The organism is Corynebacterium sp. HMSC073D01, from assembly GCF_001815555.1.
Taxonomy (GTDB): Bacteria; Actinomycetota; Actinomycetes; order Mycobacteriales; family Mycobacteriaceae; genus Corynebacterium; species Corynebacterium glucuronolyticum.
Genome location: NZ_KV821047.1, coordinates 107338 through 121750, shown reverse-complemented (window position 1 = coordinate 121750; position 14413 = coordinate 107338). Strand labels below are relative to the sequence as shown.

At 59.9% G+C, this 14413-nt stretch carries 15 protein-coding genes; 4 read left to right on the top strand and 11 right to left on the bottom strand.

The window, feature by feature from the left end; translation table 11 throughout:
* Nucleotides 1-267 precede the first annotated feature (267 nt).
* Nucleotides 268-483, bottom strand: a complete 216-nt coding sequence (locus tag HMPREF3044_RS13125; RefSeq protein ID WP_005394894.1) for a hypothetical protein — start codon at nucleotides 481-483, stop codon at nucleotides 268-270.
* Here HMPREF3044_RS13125 and eccD point away from each other — a divergent pair.
* Both eccD and HMPREF3044_RS07265 read left to right on the top strand, forming a co-directional pair.
* A complete protein-coding gene (eccD, locus tag HMPREF3044_RS07270) occupies nucleotides 482-1924 on the top strand; it encodes a type VII secretion integral membrane protein EccD (protein WP_231286097.1) in 1443 nt (480 codons plus the stop codon). The two genes, HMPREF3044_RS13125 and eccD, sit on opposite strands and share 2 nt — an antisense overlap.
* The gene (locus HMPREF3044_RS07265) at nucleotides 1924-3264 is read left to right on the top strand and encodes a S8 family serine peptidase (protein ID WP_005390462.1); all 1341 of its coding nucleotides are present in this window, start codon (nucleotides 1924-1926) and stop codon (nucleotides 3262-3264) included. Before eccD ends, HMPREF3044_RS07265 begins: the two co-directional genes overlap by 1 nt.
* Here the strand turns inward: HMPREF3044_RS07265 and eccB are convergent.
* The 4 genes from eccB to HMPREF3044_RS07245 form a co-directional block, all read right to left on the bottom strand.
* A complete protein-coding gene (gene eccB / locus HMPREF3044_RS07260) occupies nucleotides 3230-4555 on the bottom strand; it encodes a type VII secretion protein EccB (RefSeq protein WP_005390464.1) in 1326 nt (441 codons plus the stop codon). The genes HMPREF3044_RS07265 and eccB overlap by 35 nt on opposite strands.
* 353 nt (nucleotides 4556-4908) lie before the next feature.
* Entirely contained in the window at nucleotides 4909-7290 is a 2382-nt protein-coding gene (locus HMPREF3044_RS07255) for a DUF6541 family protein (RefSeq protein WP_246820945.1), read from the bottom strand.
* A gap of 367 nt (nucleotides 7291-7657) precedes the next feature.
* Complete coding sequence (truA, locus tag HMPREF3044_RS07250; protein ID WP_070740397.1) at nucleotides 7658-8512, bottom strand: tRNA pseudouridine(38-40) synthase TruA; 855 nt, start codon at nucleotides 8510-8512, stop codon at nucleotides 7658-7660.
* A gap of 73 nt (nucleotides 8513-8585) precedes the next feature.
* A complete protein-coding gene (locus tag HMPREF3044_RS07245) occupies nucleotides 8586-8792 on the bottom strand; it encodes a YgaP family membrane protein (protein WP_070740393.1) in 207 nt (68 codons plus the stop codon).
* 302 nt (nucleotides 8793-9094) lie between these two features.
* Between HMPREF3044_RS07245 and HMPREF3044_RS07240 the strand changes: the two genes are divergently transcribed.
* Both HMPREF3044_RS07240 and HMPREF3044_RS07235 read left to right on the top strand, forming a co-directional pair.
* The gene (locus tag HMPREF3044_RS07240; RefSeq protein ID WP_070740390.1) at nucleotides 9095-9676 is read left to right on the top strand and encodes a hypothetical protein; all 582 of its coding nucleotides are present in this window, start codon (nucleotides 9095-9097) and stop codon (nucleotides 9674-9676) included.
* A 239-nt stretch (nucleotides 9677-9915) separates the two neighbouring features.
* Nucleotides 9916-10539 carry a hypothetical protein gene (locus HMPREF3044_RS07235; RefSeq protein ID WP_246820936.1) on the top strand — a complete coding sequence of 208 codons (624 nt, stop codon included), beginning with the start codon at nucleotides 9916-9918 and terminating at the stop codon, nucleotides 10537-10539.
* A gap of 274 nt (nucleotides 10540-10813) precedes the next feature.
* On the opposite strand, the gene rplQ is transcribed toward HMPREF3044_RS07235, so the two are convergent.
* From rplQ to infA, 6 genes are all read right to left on the bottom strand, one after another.
* Nucleotides 10814-11350: a 50S ribosomal protein L17 gene (gene rplQ / locus HMPREF3044_RS07230; RefSeq protein WP_070740387.1), complete on the bottom strand. Its 537-nt coding sequence runs from the start codon at nucleotides 11348-11350 to the stop codon at nucleotides 10814-10816.
* 76 nt (nucleotides 11351-11426) lie between these two features.
* Entirely contained in the window at nucleotides 11427-12449 is a 1023-nt protein-coding gene (locus tag HMPREF3044_RS07225) for a DNA-directed RNA polymerase subunit alpha (RefSeq protein WP_070740384.1), read from the bottom strand.
* A gap of 88 nt (nucleotides 12450-12537) precedes the next feature.
* A complete protein-coding gene (gene rpsD / locus HMPREF3044_RS07220; RefSeq protein WP_005390474.1) occupies nucleotides 12538-13143 on the bottom strand; it encodes a 30S ribosomal protein S4 in 606 nt (201 codons plus the stop codon).
* A gap of 21 nt (nucleotides 13144-13164) precedes the next feature.
* The gene (rpsK, locus tag HMPREF3044_RS07215) at nucleotides 13165-13566 is read right to left on the bottom strand and encodes a 30S ribosomal protein S11 (protein WP_005390475.1); all 402 of its coding nucleotides are present in this window, start codon (nucleotides 13564-13566) and stop codon (nucleotides 13165-13167) included.
* A 3-nt stretch (nucleotides 13567-13569) separates the two neighbouring features.
* Nucleotides 13570-13938, bottom strand: a complete 369-nt coding sequence (gene rpsM, locus HMPREF3044_RS07210; protein ID WP_005390476.1) for a 30S ribosomal protein S13 — start codon at nucleotides 13936-13938, stop codon at nucleotides 13570-13572.
* A gap of 256 nt (nucleotides 13939-14194) precedes the next feature.
* Entirely contained in the window at nucleotides 14195-14413 is a 219-nt protein-coding gene (gene infA, locus HMPREF3044_RS07205; protein ID WP_003854422.1) for a translation initiation factor IF-1, read from the bottom strand.

The following is a 14413-nucleotide window of genomic DNA, read 5'->3' as shown; positions in this document are numbered from 1 at the left end:
GGCAATGGTCCCCACGATTCCCCTCCAAAATAATTCTCCCCTACATCTTGACCACTCCACCTATCCCCGCAGGTTGCTCGCATTTTCTGGAGCCTTACTCAGGTGGCTGGCTGGGACTCGATGCCCCGTTGCCCGTCAATGTAGTACTGCTTGCTTTCCTTGTCCTGGCGAAGCGGTCTTCTCTCCCCCGTGCCTGCTCATCCGCGCGCCTGCGCAAATGTGCTGCCGTGCACCGCAAACACGTCCGCTACCTGTATCGTTTAAGGGCTACCCGGCGGTCCGCACGGGGCACTGACGGCCTGCGTGGGCGATGCCGGCGGTATCTGTTTTACCCCCACTTCCGGAACGTGCTTTCCCACCGGTGGACAGCGCAATCGCTGTGGCGCACAGTGGAACTGTCGCTGAGGGGTGCTGGCGCGCGCCCGGTGACGAAATTTCAGCAGTACCTTTCCGGTACTCGGGGACACATTGGGGGTTATCCATGAACCGTCACGCTCTTACGCACTCGCTGCGCGTAACTTTTCGCTTTGCTGTTGGCCAGACACGGGATCATCCCGTCGATGTGGATGTTGCTGTGCCTGCTGGGGCACGGCTTGCCGATGTCCTCCCCGAGGTGTGTGATGTCGCTGGTGTGAGTCCTCCGGTGAGCCCGTGGGAAGCCCGCACACCGGCTGGCGGGATGGTGCCCACCTCGACACCCTTAGCCTGGTCTAACGTCCGACCGGGGAGCATTATCACTGTTCAGGATGCTTCCCACGATATGGAGCCACTAGTTGCAAGCGACACCGAGGCGCTCACGCAAGTGCGCCGTCCCAGTGGTGCCACTGGCTACTCTGTATGCGCGGTAGCAACGGGTTTTGTCATGCTCCTGCTGCTTCTGGGTGGGTACCCGCTGGCGCTGACTGCAGCTGCGCTTTGTTGCCTCGGCATCAGTGCCGGGCAGCGCGTGGCCTGGCAGGATGCGGTGCGCCCAGCAGTAACCGCCTGTATGACCGCAGGCACAGCGGTTCTTGCGCTTCTCGCCGGGCTTAACTGGGTCACGTGGACGGCGACGCCACCCGACGCATCCCTGGACGTCGCTTCTCCGCTCATCTCTCCCCTCGGCTTGGCGACGGCGGGGGCTGCCATGCTGTTTGCCACAGCACTTTCCCACCTCGTCAGTCGTCCTCCCCGTGCGGTCACCGTGTGCCTGATCACCACAGGACTCGGTGTTTGCGCGTGGGCTGGATTCAGCGGACTCGCGGCCACCGTCGGGCTTACTACCTCGCACTCCAGTGCGTTGGCAGCTCCGACAGTGGTCGCGGCCGCACCGCTTATGGCTGTCCTTGCCCTCGGTGCGGTCATCTATGGGCCGCTTGTCGCGCTGCGCAGCGCGGGGATCGCTATCCCTGCTGTTCCGTCAGCGGGTGCGGATCTCACTGCAACGGATCTCCCCGCCGAGGTGTACGCCGGTGCGGGCAGTCGTGCGCGCCGGGCGACGAGCCTTTTCGACGGCTTGGTGTGCGGTTCTTGTCTTCTCGGCGTGGCAGCGACCCTGCTCTCGGTGTTTTCCGAGCAGCCCGCGCCCTTCCGGCTCCTGTTCACCCTCGTCCTTGTCGCCTGTTTGGCCATGCAGTCGACCCGCTATGCTTCGGCCGTTGGGGCGTGGGCTGTGTGGCTATGGTCGATGGGGACCGCTGTCGCCACTGCCCTGACTGTTGTGATTCATCCCGGCGATGTGCAGCCCCATCCTGCCGTGGCGGGTCTGGCCTTCGTGCTGGCGACGGTGTGTGTCGCTGCTGGTTTGTGGACTCCTCGTCTCGCTCATCTTCCACCGACGACCATTGCCGCGCTGGAGAAGGTGGAAAGCGCCTGCGTGATCGTCGCGCTTCCCTTCGCCCTGTATCTGGCTGGTGTGTTCGCCGCGATTCGGGGGCTGGGCTGATGCGTGTCCGTCACCTCCCGGCTCGCCTCGGTGAGCGCTGCCTGGCTTTTGCCCTACTCACCATCCTCGGGCTCATGGCCGTGGAGGCATCCGCACAGGAGGAGCCCCGTCCCAGCCCAACGAGTCAGGTGGAATCCACGCCACCAGCGGATTTCACCTCTGCGCCGGAACCCACATCACCGAAGGGGTCGGCGTGCCCCGACGGCGATCCGGTCCCTGTTCCTGCGGGGCCATCCGACGTTGCCCGCGCCACAGCTCTGTCCGCTTCCCTCCACGCTGCCCACCGCTTCGCCACCGGCGCCGGGGTCACCGTCGCTGTCATCGACACGGGTATCACCCCGCACCCTCTCCTCCCCGAGCTTGTCGACGCCGGCACGTTCCTCGACCCTCCTTTCTCCCCCACCGGTGCACTCACAGACTGCGAAGGCCACGGCACAGCTGTCGCCAGCATCATTGGCCTGCGCACCCCGGCCTCCGCAAGCTCCGGCCGGGGTGGGGGTAGTGGTGAAGGAAGAGGTGAAGGTGGGGGTGAAAGAGCAGGAGGAGGGAAATCCAGTGGAGGGGATGATGTGAAGAAGCCTGTTGGTGTCGCCCCCGATGTCCGCCTTATTGCCATCAAACAATCCGCAACCGAAACCGGCGGCACCCTCGATAGCCTGGGCCACGCCATTAACCGGGCCCTGGATGAGCATGCAGACGTTATTAACCTCTCCGTCTCGTCGTGTTTGTCCCGCACAACGACACTTGCCCCCGGCGTGTTACAGGAGGCTATTGACCGCGCCGAACGGGAGGGGGCCGTCATCGTCGCGGCGGCGGGCAACATCGCCGGCGACTGCCCCGCAGATTCCATCAGCTACCCCGCGCATTTCCCCACGGTCATCGCCGTCAGCGCTCTGAACACGCCTTCTGTTATCGCCGAGTACTCCCTCGACCTGGGAGGAAAGCGACCCGTGGGGGCACCGGGGACAGCAAGCATTGCTGCGTCGACAAGTGGGCACGGCTACGCCACAGCGACGGACAAGACAGAATTCCAGGGAACGAGCTTCGCAGCGCCAGTGATCACAGGGTTTGTCGCACTGTTGAAGGAGCGCTACCCCCACGCCACGCCGGAGGAGCTGCGGGCACTGGTGTACTCGGCCGCACATCCGGTGACGGGTGCACTGGATGTGCAGGAGAGCGTCGACAAGCTTGAAGAAGAAAGGCAAACCGCACGCCAACCAGAACCGATCAGTGCAACGACGACGGAGGAAGCGGGCACATGGTGGCCGCTTGCCGTACTAATTGGCTTCGCCTTGGGTGGCCTCATCATAGCTGCGGCGAGGAAGCCTCCTCAGCGGTAAGAGCCGCACCACGGGGCAACAAACTCACCACCGACCACGGCGCCGGGGTAGCATCCTCCACGCCAAGCGCCGGGGCGGAGGCAACCGGAACGGGGAAATACGTGCCCGTCTCCCCCACAATGACCACCCCGTCACCGACGGTAACCGCCATGCCGCCTGACCGCGTCGCAGAGAACCTCGTCGCCACGCTCGTCCCCGCAATTCCCACGCCCGGGGGCAGCGAACGTTCGGGAGGCAGGACACCGACGACGGGCGCATCCACCGCCACCCCAGCTGTACCCGCCGACGCGAAGAGGCCCCACCCCCGCGACTCCGCAAGCCTCGTCGCACGCTGACTCACACACACCGTATCCGCTGGATGAACCGGAACAAACGTCCCCCGTTCCGCAGGCAAGGCAACGGCAGTCTCAGACAACGGCCTACCCCGCAGCGTCTCCGGGGGCACCTCACGCTCGGCGACCCCCACCTCCCGCAAAACCTCCGCCTGGAAGGCCGTCACCGGCGCGAGCCCCTCACCATCGTCGAGCCACACCCTTTCCCCCGCACGCAGAAGTCTCGCCGAGGCTACGCGGGGAAGCGACTCCATAGAGGGCAGCTCCGGCAGAATGTCGAGCACCGCCGCCGAGGGCTCCCATGCACCCGCCGACATTGGAATGCCCAGATGGCGACGCACCGTCGCGCCCTCTGCGGAATCGGCGTCTGGCAGCTTGCGCCGCCCCTCCGCCGTCACCAGATACTCATCGCGACCCACACGCGCCAGGAAGAATTCCCCCGGCGCGGCCGCAGGCGGATTGTCAAGACCTTCCACCACCTGTGTTTCGCCCTGGCCACGCGTACACGCAGACCAGGTAGATTCATCCCCCGCATCCCCCGCCGCGAGGACACCCGGCGCGCCGGGGATGCCCACCGGCGGACCGAACTCCTTCGTCGCCAAGATTTCATCGGCGGCACGGGCAGGCTGCGCCGGTTCCCCAGCGATCAGGCGCGCTGAGGTGAGGTTCAACGCCGGGTGGTAGGTCTCCCCCACGCGCACGTACAAACCGCCGGACTCGGCCCGGACGATGGCGGCATCCCCCGGCTCTGCCTGCGGTTTGAACATCGCCATCGCGCCTGCTCCAAGTGCAAATAGCGCGCAGCCGATGAGGCCCAGTGCGAGGCTGCGGCGAAGCCTGGCTAACGGGTCGTGGATCATGCGTGCGTCGGCGTAGATGAGTGCGTGCTCTGCCCTCCTCACCAGGAACTTGTACCCTGAGACCTGCGGTTTAGTAGTCGGCGCGAGAAGTTGTGCCATGTTTCCCCCTGTTTTCCCCTGATTTTGTCTTTCGATATTGTCGATCGGGCTTCAGATTAACCCCGTAGCAATCGGGCTGCAACGGGAACGGGAGCAGCGGGATGCACAGTGTGGAGCCCCCAGAACAAGCAAGGCTCAAAGCGCACAAATGACTATGTCCTTCGGACATGCACACAGGGCATGCGAATAGGCATGTCTAGGAGACATGACAATAGGTATGACAAAAGGCATGCCAATCGGGCATCAGCCACATGCAAAAGAGCCCGCGAGCCCCTCATTAGGAGTAATTCGCGAGCTTCACGCCGTGCGTGACACTGGCCTGCGTGACACTGGCCACTGCATGCGTTATGTGATTAGGGCGCATCCGGTGGTGGCGGATCATGGTCCGGGATGCCATCCGGGGTGAAGTCCCCTGGAACAGGAACGGGCTTCGGACGCACCTCAGCCTCAGTCGAGGACTGTTGTGCTTTTCCCGGCATCGTTTTCTCCGGTCGGTGGTAGTACGGCTGGTTAATTTCCTGATCGGTCGTAGCTACCCCCATCTGCCCCTTGGTGGGGACGGGAAGCAGCGGATCCGGTGAATCACCGGACTCTCTCATCCGTGTGATCTCGGCATCGGTGAACCTCTCGTTGACGACGTAGATCGTCACGTTGTGATCACGGTACACATCGGTCACGCCTGGCGTCCGGTCGAGGCCGGGAATCCACTCCGCCTTGGTTTTCTGGAAGTCCCAGAAATTGAACGGGCTCGTAATGATGTAGTTGATGTCGAGGTTCTTGGCGGCCTCATCTACGGTGTTGCGCAGCATCGGGTCCCCGAAGTTGCCCACGCCCAGGAGGTTGGGATGGAAGTACAACATCGTCGTGTCCGAATCTGATAGCGCGTACGGCCAGTTGTAGTGGGTGTAGAAAGCGGGCAGGCCGTTGTACGCATACATCCATCCGGATCCGTCGGCAGGGTCGGAGAAAATCCGGTGCTCGTACGCACCAGGCTGATTCGCCAACCAGCGCCACGCTTTCAGGTCATACTTATTCACCATGCGCTGATCACGAGAATTCGCGATTGGCCAGTCGAGCTTCCCTTCCGTGCGGTTATCCACTGCGACCCAGAGCGCCGCGCCCACGATAAGTCCGACGATTGTTGACAGCACGACGGAAAGCATAGATAGGCGACGCACCGGCCCGAGGCACACGACGCGAACCACGACGGCGATGGCCGCACCCGCGTAGGCGACGAGTAGCAGCGCGACGGGCATGATGAGGCGGTGCGTGCCGTTGTAGTGCAGACCACCGATAAAGGTGAATGCATCGCCCCAGGCCCCGGTGAAGGGGTGCATGGAGTTGACGGTGACGACGAGACTGAACAGATAGGCCAGCGGCCCCCACAGGTTGCCCCGCCAGACCAGCACGATGACCATGCCTGCCAACCCCACCCAGAGGAGCGGAAGTGAATCGAAACCAATCTCATCGGTGTGGCGGGTAGCAAGGTTGAACGCTGTCTCCCATGCCTTGGCCATGCTCAGACTTTCCGCGTCGTCGAAATTGACGACGTCCTCGGTCTGCGACGATCCCGCGATGATCTGCGGCAGCAAAATAAGCGCGCCGGCCACGCCTGTCAGGGCAAGAAGACCAAGATCGCGAAGGCGGAACCCTACACCCTGCTGCCAGGAGCGAGGCGTGTGCGAGGGTTTCCACACGAGCTTCGTCAGCCACCACAGAAGTAGGAAGATCACCACGTGTGTCGCCGGTGCTGGATGCGTCTGCACGAGGCCGGCGAATGCGAGTGCTGTGGCGAAGGCGCGTTTGGGCACCGCAGGAACGGACATAAACGCGCTCACAACGATGCCGATCATGGCCACGGCGGAGAGGTACGGCCAGGCCCCAACGTAGTAGCCGATCCAGAACAGAACGGGCACAACGCCAACAAGTACAGCAGCAAAACCGGCGGCCAATTGGCTTGTCACTCCGCGCGTGCCTACGACGCGCCATGCCAGTGCTGCAGCGGAGATAGGGAAGAGCGCTCCCGCGAGCACAACCGACGTGACGTTGAGGGCTGCAATGGGGGAAAGATCAGCAAACTGACCAATGAGATAGGCCGTCGAGTGCCAGGCTGTGGGGTAGTACAGAGGATGGCCGGTTTCTGCGTTTTGCAGGATCCCCATCTCTGTGGGTGAGGCGATGCCTGTCTCGCCGATGAAGCGGACGACAGAGGCGTGCCAGTGTGCGTCCCAACCCTGGTACACGTTCTCCAATCCACCCCACGACCGCTCGATCACAGCAAACGAACGAGACATGATGAAGTACGCGCCGGCGATCACGCCGGCGGCGGGCAACAGCCACCGCTGATCGGAAATGGATCCTGGCCGCCACGCCGGGTTGAGGCGCACGAAGTCGGAGGCACGACGTGCAGCACTGGCGGCTGGGATTGCTGGTGGTTGACCAACATGTTGACTATCGGGAACGAGAGAGAAGTTCTTCGCACGGTGGCGTCGCCCGAAATAGAAAGCACCTCTCCACAGTGCAGCCAGGGCAGCGACGAGAACGATAAACCAAATAACGGCTGTGGGAGTAAAGGAAATTCCCAACGGGTGGAACAGAGCTGACGCGATCCCGTACATTCCGACGGTCACCGGCACGGCGCACATTGCTGATGTCGGTGTCCGCATCCCGGAGATCCAACTAACGAGAAGGCCCGGTATGACACAGACAGCGATTGCTATAAGCGCTGTTTCCATCACGCAGCCCCACATCCTTTGTTTGTTCTCTGTACGTTAGTGATATCTATCTCTCAGACATCGTAGTCGGTCACTCCGCTGCGTTTTGGTAGGCGTGCCCGCTTTACCCTTCCACAGATCCGGAGCCTTTTGCTTATAACTCCCCTAACCTCCCCGTATGCCAGAGACTTTCTTTGTACGGCCTCCTCAGCCAACCCCCCGCCAGTGGCACCCACGGGGAACGCATGGGAACGCACGAGCTAGCGCCCCAGAGAGGATTCGGCTCTCCGACACGGCCTCTTTCAAGGCCCCATGTCAAGTTACCTGCCTCCGGGAACCACCCCTATATCCGGCTCACCATGAGTAGGTGCCCGCTCATTGGTCTGAGCTACTCAATTTCATCGGCTGTTCGCTTGCGCCTTGTCTCTTCTGCTCGGCTCGCAAGCTCCGCATCACTGGGATAGTCCACTCCTGTGAGGGTCAGTCCGCATGCCGACGCAACGGGAACATCGGCGGCTCGTTCTTTCAGAGTGAGCAGGTGTGGTGCGAACGAGAGATCCCGGCGCCCCTCCCCCACAGCGAGACATGCTCCGACGAGGGAGCGCACCATGGACCAGCAGAACGCATCTGCGCTGACCTTTGCAAGGTAGGTCTGTGGCTCACGGGGAGTTGATATGTCTTCCCATGTGAACGTTTCGACGGTGCGGATCGTGGTGGCGTGAGGTTTGTGCTTGCACAGTGCGGCGAAGTCATGCAGCCCTACAAAGGCCGATGCACATGCTGATACAACATCGATATCTACAGGCTTTTTCCAGGTAGCGGTATCAAACCTCCGCAAAGGTAGGGGACCGCCCGGACGTGTGGTGACACGATATTCGTAGTAGCGGCGAAGTGCCCCGAATCGTGCGTCGAAGGCTCCCGGTGCAGCACTGACGGCGAGCAGGGAGATATCGTCAGGCAGAAGTTTGTTGAGCCGACGGGTAAGCCGGGCTGGGTCGCCGTCAATGGAGCGCTGCTCCAGACAGGACTCGGGCACCACCATGTTGGCCACCTGCCCTGTGGCGTGCACCCCCGCGTCAGTTCGGCCTGCGACGGTGAGCTGGTAAGAGTCATCCAACCGCAGCACGAGTCGCAGTGCTTCCTCGATCGTTTGCTGTACGGTGCGGAGTCCACCTTTTTGCGTTGCCCACCCATGGAAGTTTGTCCCGTCATAGGCAATGTCGAAGCGGAGGTTCACTGTCATAACCACACAGTGTAGCGGGCGTGGGTTTTACCTCCTGCACCCTAATCCCGACTCCGCACCACACACCCTGCGTCTACTGGTTCTTGCAGGTGTTGACACCAAACAGCCTGTACAGGGGGCACCAGCCGATTGCCGCAGTCACGAGCATCACAACTGCGACGATGAGGAGAATCACTCCCCACACCGTCCCCGGCGATGTCACCGTAAATGCCAGTACCGCGCACACAACCGCAATCACAAGCCGCACAATGCGGTCTACGTTGGATTCATTCGTAACCATGATCTTTTCCTTTCGTTTGGCTAACTATTTTTTATCTTACATATTCCGATCCCGTCGATAGCATCAATTTGCCCTGCCGCAAACGAAATTTTGAGAACCATCTAAAAGGCAGATGCCAAAGGAACTGCCCACTCTTAAGATCCCTCGCACCAGATTGGACCTACCAATTCACCCCTAATCAGGGCAAGAGGGTCAATCAAAATAGTGTTTCTTCCCACTTTGCCGCCCCATCAATTGCGCTACCTTTTGCTATCTTTTACGGTTCAAATAAGTCACTTATCGCACTTTTTATAAGGAGCCCCATGCCCCACCGTCACAGGAAATTCTGGCCCCTGGTCGCCGCCGTCGCTGTAGGAAGCAGCCTTGTCGCGCCCGTTGCAAATGCGGATACCACTGACCAAGAGACTGAGCTTTGCATGCTGAAGATTAACCTCCGTGAAAATGAACAGATCTCGCCATCGGAAAAAGCTTTCAGAAAAGCAATGAACGAGGGCAATGCGCTGAAGGTAAAGAAATCAAACGCACAAACGCAGTTTATCGGCTACTCCGTGCAAAAAATGGTTTACACCAGGCAAATCGAGGACCTACAGGCGATGAGGAAAGACGGTGAGATTACCGATTCCGTCTATTTCCGCGAGGTCGAGCCGCTGGAGGCAATGACAAAGGTGATCGGGGAGCTGATCCCCCAGCTTCAGGCTTGTGCCACGGGGTATAAGGAATCGCAGAAGCCCGATTCTTCCTTAAGCACCGCAGACGGAGAACCCAATGATACGGCAATCGGCATTATTGCTGGCTCGGTAATCGCCCTCGTCGGGCTTGTCATCGGTTTGCCTCCCCAGGTGAAGAACATTCTGCCACCGAGCATCGCCACCTTACTTCCATAGGGCGATTTGCTGTTTTGTCGCGGTGATTAACTAGGAAGTAGTCGCCTCATTTGTAGGCCTGCCGATTGGTTTCTCACCGTGTACGATAACAAGGAACCTCAACCTCGCCCTCGACAGTTTGCGGGGCTAATTCAAAATTGGAGAAAACTATGCGGTCATCGAAGAAGACCATTGCTTTAGTCTCGCTAGTCGCTGCGTGCTCTAGCATGTTCACTATCCCTGCCAACGCTGCGTCTGTCGTGTTCGAAGGTAATACATGCTCCTTCACTTTCAATAAGGATGAAAAGGAATTTTCGTACCTCCCATTCTTTAACGACATCAATTCGCAGCAGGCAAGCTCATATATTGACCAAATTTCTGCTGATAATCAGCGCGACAAAGAAAAGATTAAAGGGCTGAAGCAAGAGCTCAAGGACGGCAAGTGGAAGGCTGGACTGCCGCCAATTAAGTCGGATAAGCCAGGTGATAAAAAAGGTGATGTAAAGGTTGAAACGGATGAGCACGGAATCAAGCACGTGATTTACCCGATAGATCCGGACAAAAACCGAGAGGGCATCTCAAAAGAAGAGTACGACCGAATGGTTAGTATGCAGGAGGCCCAGTTCAAGAATGACATTGCTTCTGCTGAAAAGGCTGTTACCATTCGCAATGGCCTCCTTCCGGCTCTGACTGCCTGCTCAAAGGGTCAGTCCTATGAGGACGAACCCACGCCCTCTAAGACTCCCCAAAAGGGAGCAGACAGCGCATTAAGCACCGCCGACGGCGAGCTCAACGATGCAGGCATCGGTGTTATTGTCGCAGCGGTTCTTCTTCTGCTCGGCGGCGCGGTTGCTGCTGTGCTCCCCCAGCTCGGCTTGGTCTAAGCCTCCCCTTTCATTTTGAGCGCCTCTGATGAGGCGCTCTTTTTTGTTTACGTCCTTCCTTGGCAACCAACGGTGAGGAAGAGCGGAGGGAGGATGGAGGCGTCGACTGTCGGATGCGGTTTGTTGGTACCGGTGTTCCAGGAACGCGGTGGAACCCCGGTACCAACTACGCGGACCAACTACGCGGACACACGGTACCAACTACCCCGAATCGACATCGACAAGCAAAAAATCCCCCGCACACAGGGTGCGGGGGATGAAGAGAGAGGGGAGATTACTTCTCGTCCTCGGCGGCCTCTTCCTTTGCCTCAGCCTCAGCCTCAGCGTCGGTGGAGGTCTCAGCCTCTACCTCGGGGGCCTCCTCCTTGGTCTCCTCAGCCTTAGCTTCCTCGGCCTCGTCGGCCTTCTTCGAAGCAGCGGCGCGGGTAGCGCGCTCAGCTTCCTTGGAAACGGTGGGCTCGAGAACCAGGGAGATCTGGGAAATGGAAGCACCATCGCCCTTGCGCTGGCCGAGCTTCACGATGCGGGTGTAACCGCCCTCGCGGCCCTCAAACTGGGGGGCAAGCTCGTTGAACAGGTAAGCAACAACCTGCTTGTCAGCGATCTTCTTGAGAACGTTGCGACGATCAGCAACCGTGCCAGCCTTGGCCTTGGTGATGATCTTCTCTACGTACGGGCGCAGCAGCTTAGCCTTGGCGTCCGTCGTCTTGATTGCGCCGTGCTCGATCAGCTGCGCAGCCAGGTTAGCCAGAATGTGCTTCTGGTTCTGGGCAGAGCCACCGAGACGCGGTCCCTTCTTCGGGGTTGGCATAGGATTAACTCCTCGTGTTTGTGTAAGTTCAGATTGTCAAAGCGCGCGCCGACAAATTCGACCGCCCTTTTCCTTCTTATTCGTCTACGTCTGCGTCTGCGTCCGGATCGTGGTATCCACCAGACTCGGCGTCGTACCCCTCAACGGTGGTGACGTCGAAGTCCTCCGGAGCGTCCTTCAGGGTGAGGCCGAGCCCAGCGAGCTTAACCTTGACCTCGTTGATGGACTTCTGACCGAAGTTGCGGATATCCAGCAGGTCCGACTCGGTGCACTCTGCGAGCTCACCGACGGTGTGGATCTCCTGACGCTTCAAGCAGTTGTAGGAGCGAACGGAAAAGTCCAAATCCTCAATCGGCATGGAGTAGGAAGCGGTGTTGTCGCCCTCAAGCGGGGATGCACCGATTTCGATTCCCTCTGCCGCAGTGTTCAGCTCGCGTGCGAGGCCGAACAGTTCCACGAGAGTCTTACCGGCGGATGCCATAGCATCGCGGGCGGTAATGGAGTTCTTGGTCTCCACATCAATGACCAGCTTGTCAAAGTCGGTGCGCTGCTCAACACGCGTTGCCTCGACCTTGTAGCTGACCTTGAGAACCGGGGAGTAAATCTGGTCGACCGGGATCCGGCCGATCTCAGCAACATCGTTGTTCATGGCAGCAGGCACGTACCCGCGGCCACGCTCGACGACGAGCTCCATGTTCAGACGGCCATCGTCGTTCAGCGTTGCCAGGTGGAGATCCGGGTTGTGGATTTCCACGCCGGCCGGGGGCTGAATGTCGCCGGCCTTAACCTCGCCTGCGCCCTCCTTATTGAGGTACATAACGACGGGCTCATCCGAATCCGAAGACAGGACGATGCCTTTGACGTTCAGGACGATGTCAGAAACATCTTCCTTCACGCCCGTGATCGTGGTGAACTCGTGGAGAACACCGTCGATCTTGATCGACGTCACGGCTGCGCCCGGAATGGACGACAGCAGCGTGCGACGAAGGGAGTTACCCAGGGTGTAGCCGAAGCCCGGCTCGAGCGGCTCAATGGTGAACCGGCTACGCGCGGAATCGATCGGCTCCTCAGTCAGTACTGGACGCTGTGAGATGAGCATGAAACTTGTTTTCTCCTTTGGTGGGCGCCCGCTATATTGCGCCCTCGTGGCATTAAAAGGATTATGGGGTTCTAGTTAGCTCCAAGGATTACTTGGAGTAGAACTCGACGATCAGCTGCTCCTGCAGCGGAATGTCGATCTGAGCACGCTCGGGCAGCTGGTGCACGAGGATACGCAGAGTGGACGGAACAACCTGCAGCCATGCAGGTACGACAGCGTCGACGAGGCCGTCCTGAGCCTCTTCGAACCACAGCATCTTCCGGGACTTCTCCTTGACATCGATGATGTCGTACTGGGAGACCTGGAAGGACGGAATGTTCGTCTTCACACCGTTAACCAGGAAGTGGCCGTGGGTGACCAGCTGGCGAGCCTGGCGACGGGTGCGAGCCAGACCTGCGCGGTAGATCACGTTGTCAAGACGCGACTCGAGGAGGATGACCAGGTTGTCACCGGTCTTACCCTTGCGACGGGCAGCCTCTTCGTAGTAGCGGTGGAACTGCTTTTCCATGATGCCGTAGGTGAAGCGAGCCTTCTGCTTCTCCTGCAGCTGAATCAGGTATTCAGATTCCTTGATGCGAGCGCGGCCAGCCTGTCCCGGGGGGTAGGGGCGACGCTCGAACGCCATATCTCCACCAACCAGGTCGGTGCGGAGACGGCGAGATTTACGTGTGGCGGGGCCAGTGTAACGTGCCATAACTTATCCTTTCTCCTTTACTTAAACCCGGCGACGCTTGGGGGGACGGCAGCCATTGTGCGGCTGCGGCGTAACGTCCGACATCGAGGTGACCTCGAGGCCAGCTGCCTGGAGGGAGCGGATAGCGGTCTCACGACCTGAGCCCGGGCCCTTGACAAACACGTCAACCTTCTTCATGCCGTGATCCATTGCCTTGCGGGCAGCGTTCTCGGCAGCCATCTGTGCGGCGAACGGAGTGGACTTACGGGAACCCTTGAAGCCAACGTGGCCGGAGGATGCCCAGGAAATCACAGCGCCCGACGGGTCCGTGATGGACACGATGGTGTTGTTAAACGTGGACTTGATGTATGCGTGGCCCTGAGCCACGTTCTTCTTCTGAATCCGGCGGCCAGTACGGCGGCCGGCACGAGACTTTGGAGGCATGTATTACTTCTTCTTTCCTGCGATCGTCTTCTTCGGGCCCTTGCGGGTACGAGCGTTGGTCTTGGTGCGCTGACCGTGAACAGGCAGGCCACGACGGTGGCGCATGCCCTGGTAGCAACCAATTTCGATCTTGCGGCGGATGTCGGCAGCAACCTGACGACGCAGGTCACCCTCGACCTTCCAGCTCGCCTCGATCACGTCACGGAGGGAAGCAATCTGCTCGTCCGTGAGGTTGTCGGTGCGCAGGTCGGGAGAAATGCCGGTCTCTTCCAGCAGTTTCTTGGCTCGGGCGGGCCCGATGCCATAAATGTAAGTCAGTGCAACTTCCATGCGCTTGTTGCGCGGAAGATCCACACCAGCTAGACGTGCCATAAGTGGAACGTACCTTTCCGGTTGTTGCGGTGGTTTTCTCCCTACTCATCCGTCCCTAACACAACGCTTTACCCGGGGCGGAACGCCGGGGAGTTGGGTTGTGGATTACGGACGGCTCCAGCCACCGTAGCCGGAGGTAAAGAAAGCCAGGGTTCGTGTTGCTTGTGCCACGACCCGCGCATCGTTTCAGTTGCGCGGGACACAGGTTTTTGGGTGCAACCGGTTTCCCCAGCCTGGAGTAAGGAGGCTTACGTTATTACTTGTAGCGGTACACGATGCGACCGCGGGTGAGATCGTAGGGCGACAGCTCTACGACGACACGGTCCTCGGGAAGGATGCGGATGTAGTGCTGGCGCATCTTGCCCGAGATGTGAGCAAGCACTTTGTGTCCGTTGTCCAGCTCGACACGGAACATTGCGTTGGGCAGAGGCTCGACAATGCGACCCTCAACTTCAATTGCGCCTTCCTTAGCCAT

Excerpts from the sequence above, each read along its gene's own strand:
- eccD (WP_231286097.1), top strand. The coding sequence starts at position 482 with ATGAACCGTCACGCTCTTACGCACTCGCTGCGCGTAACTTTTCGCTTT.
- HMPREF3044_RS13125 (WP_005394894.1), bottom strand. The coding sequence starts at position 483 with ATGGATAACCCCCAATGTGTCCCCGAGTACCGGAAAGGTACTGCTGAA.
- HMPREF3044_RS07265 (WP_005390462.1), top strand. The coding sequence starts at position 1,924 with ATGCGTGTCCGTCACCTCCCGGCTCGCCTCGGTGAGCGCTGCCTGGCT.
- eccB (WP_005390464.1), bottom strand. The coding sequence starts at position 4,555 with ATGGCACAACTTCTCGCGCCGACTACTAAACCGCAGGTCTCAGGGTAC.
- HMPREF3044_RS07255 (WP_246820945.1), bottom strand. The coding sequence starts at position 7,290 with ATGGAAACAGCGCTTATAGCAATCGCTGTCTGTGTCATACCGGGCCTT.
- truA (WP_070740397.1), bottom strand. The coding sequence starts at position 8,512 with ATGACAGTGAACCTCCGCTTCGACATTGCCTATGACGGGACAAACTTC.
- HMPREF3044_RS07245 (WP_070740393.1), bottom strand. The coding sequence starts at position 8,792 with ATGGTTACGAATGAATCCAACGTAGACCGCATTGTGCGGCTTGTGATT.
- HMPREF3044_RS07240 (WP_070740390.1), top strand. The coding sequence starts at position 9,095 with ATGCCCCACCGTCACAGGAAATTCTGGCCCCTGGTCGCCGCCGTCGCT.
- rplQ (WP_070740387.1), bottom strand. The coding sequence starts at position 11,350 with ATGCCAACCCCGAAGAAGGGACCGCGTCTCGGTGGCTCTGCCCAGAAC.
- HMPREF3044_RS07225 (WP_070740384.1), bottom strand. The coding sequence starts at position 12,449 with ATGCTCATCTCACAGCGTCCAGTACTGACTGAGGAGCCGATCGATTCC.
- rpsD (WP_005390474.1), bottom strand. The coding sequence starts at position 13,143 with ATGGCACGTTACACTGGCCCCGCCACACGTAAATCTCGCCGTCTCCGC.
- rpsK (WP_005390475.1), bottom strand. The coding sequence starts at position 13,566 with ATGCCTCCAAAGTCTCGTGCCGGCCGCCGTACTGGCCGCCGGATTCAG.
- rpsM (WP_005390476.1), bottom strand. The coding sequence starts at position 13,938 with ATGGCACGTCTAGCTGGTGTGGATCTTCCGCGCAACAAGCGCATGGAA.
- infA (WP_003854422.1), bottom strand. The coding sequence starts at position 14,413 with ATGGCTAAGGAAGGCGCAATTGAAGTTGAGGGTCGCATTGTCGAGCCT.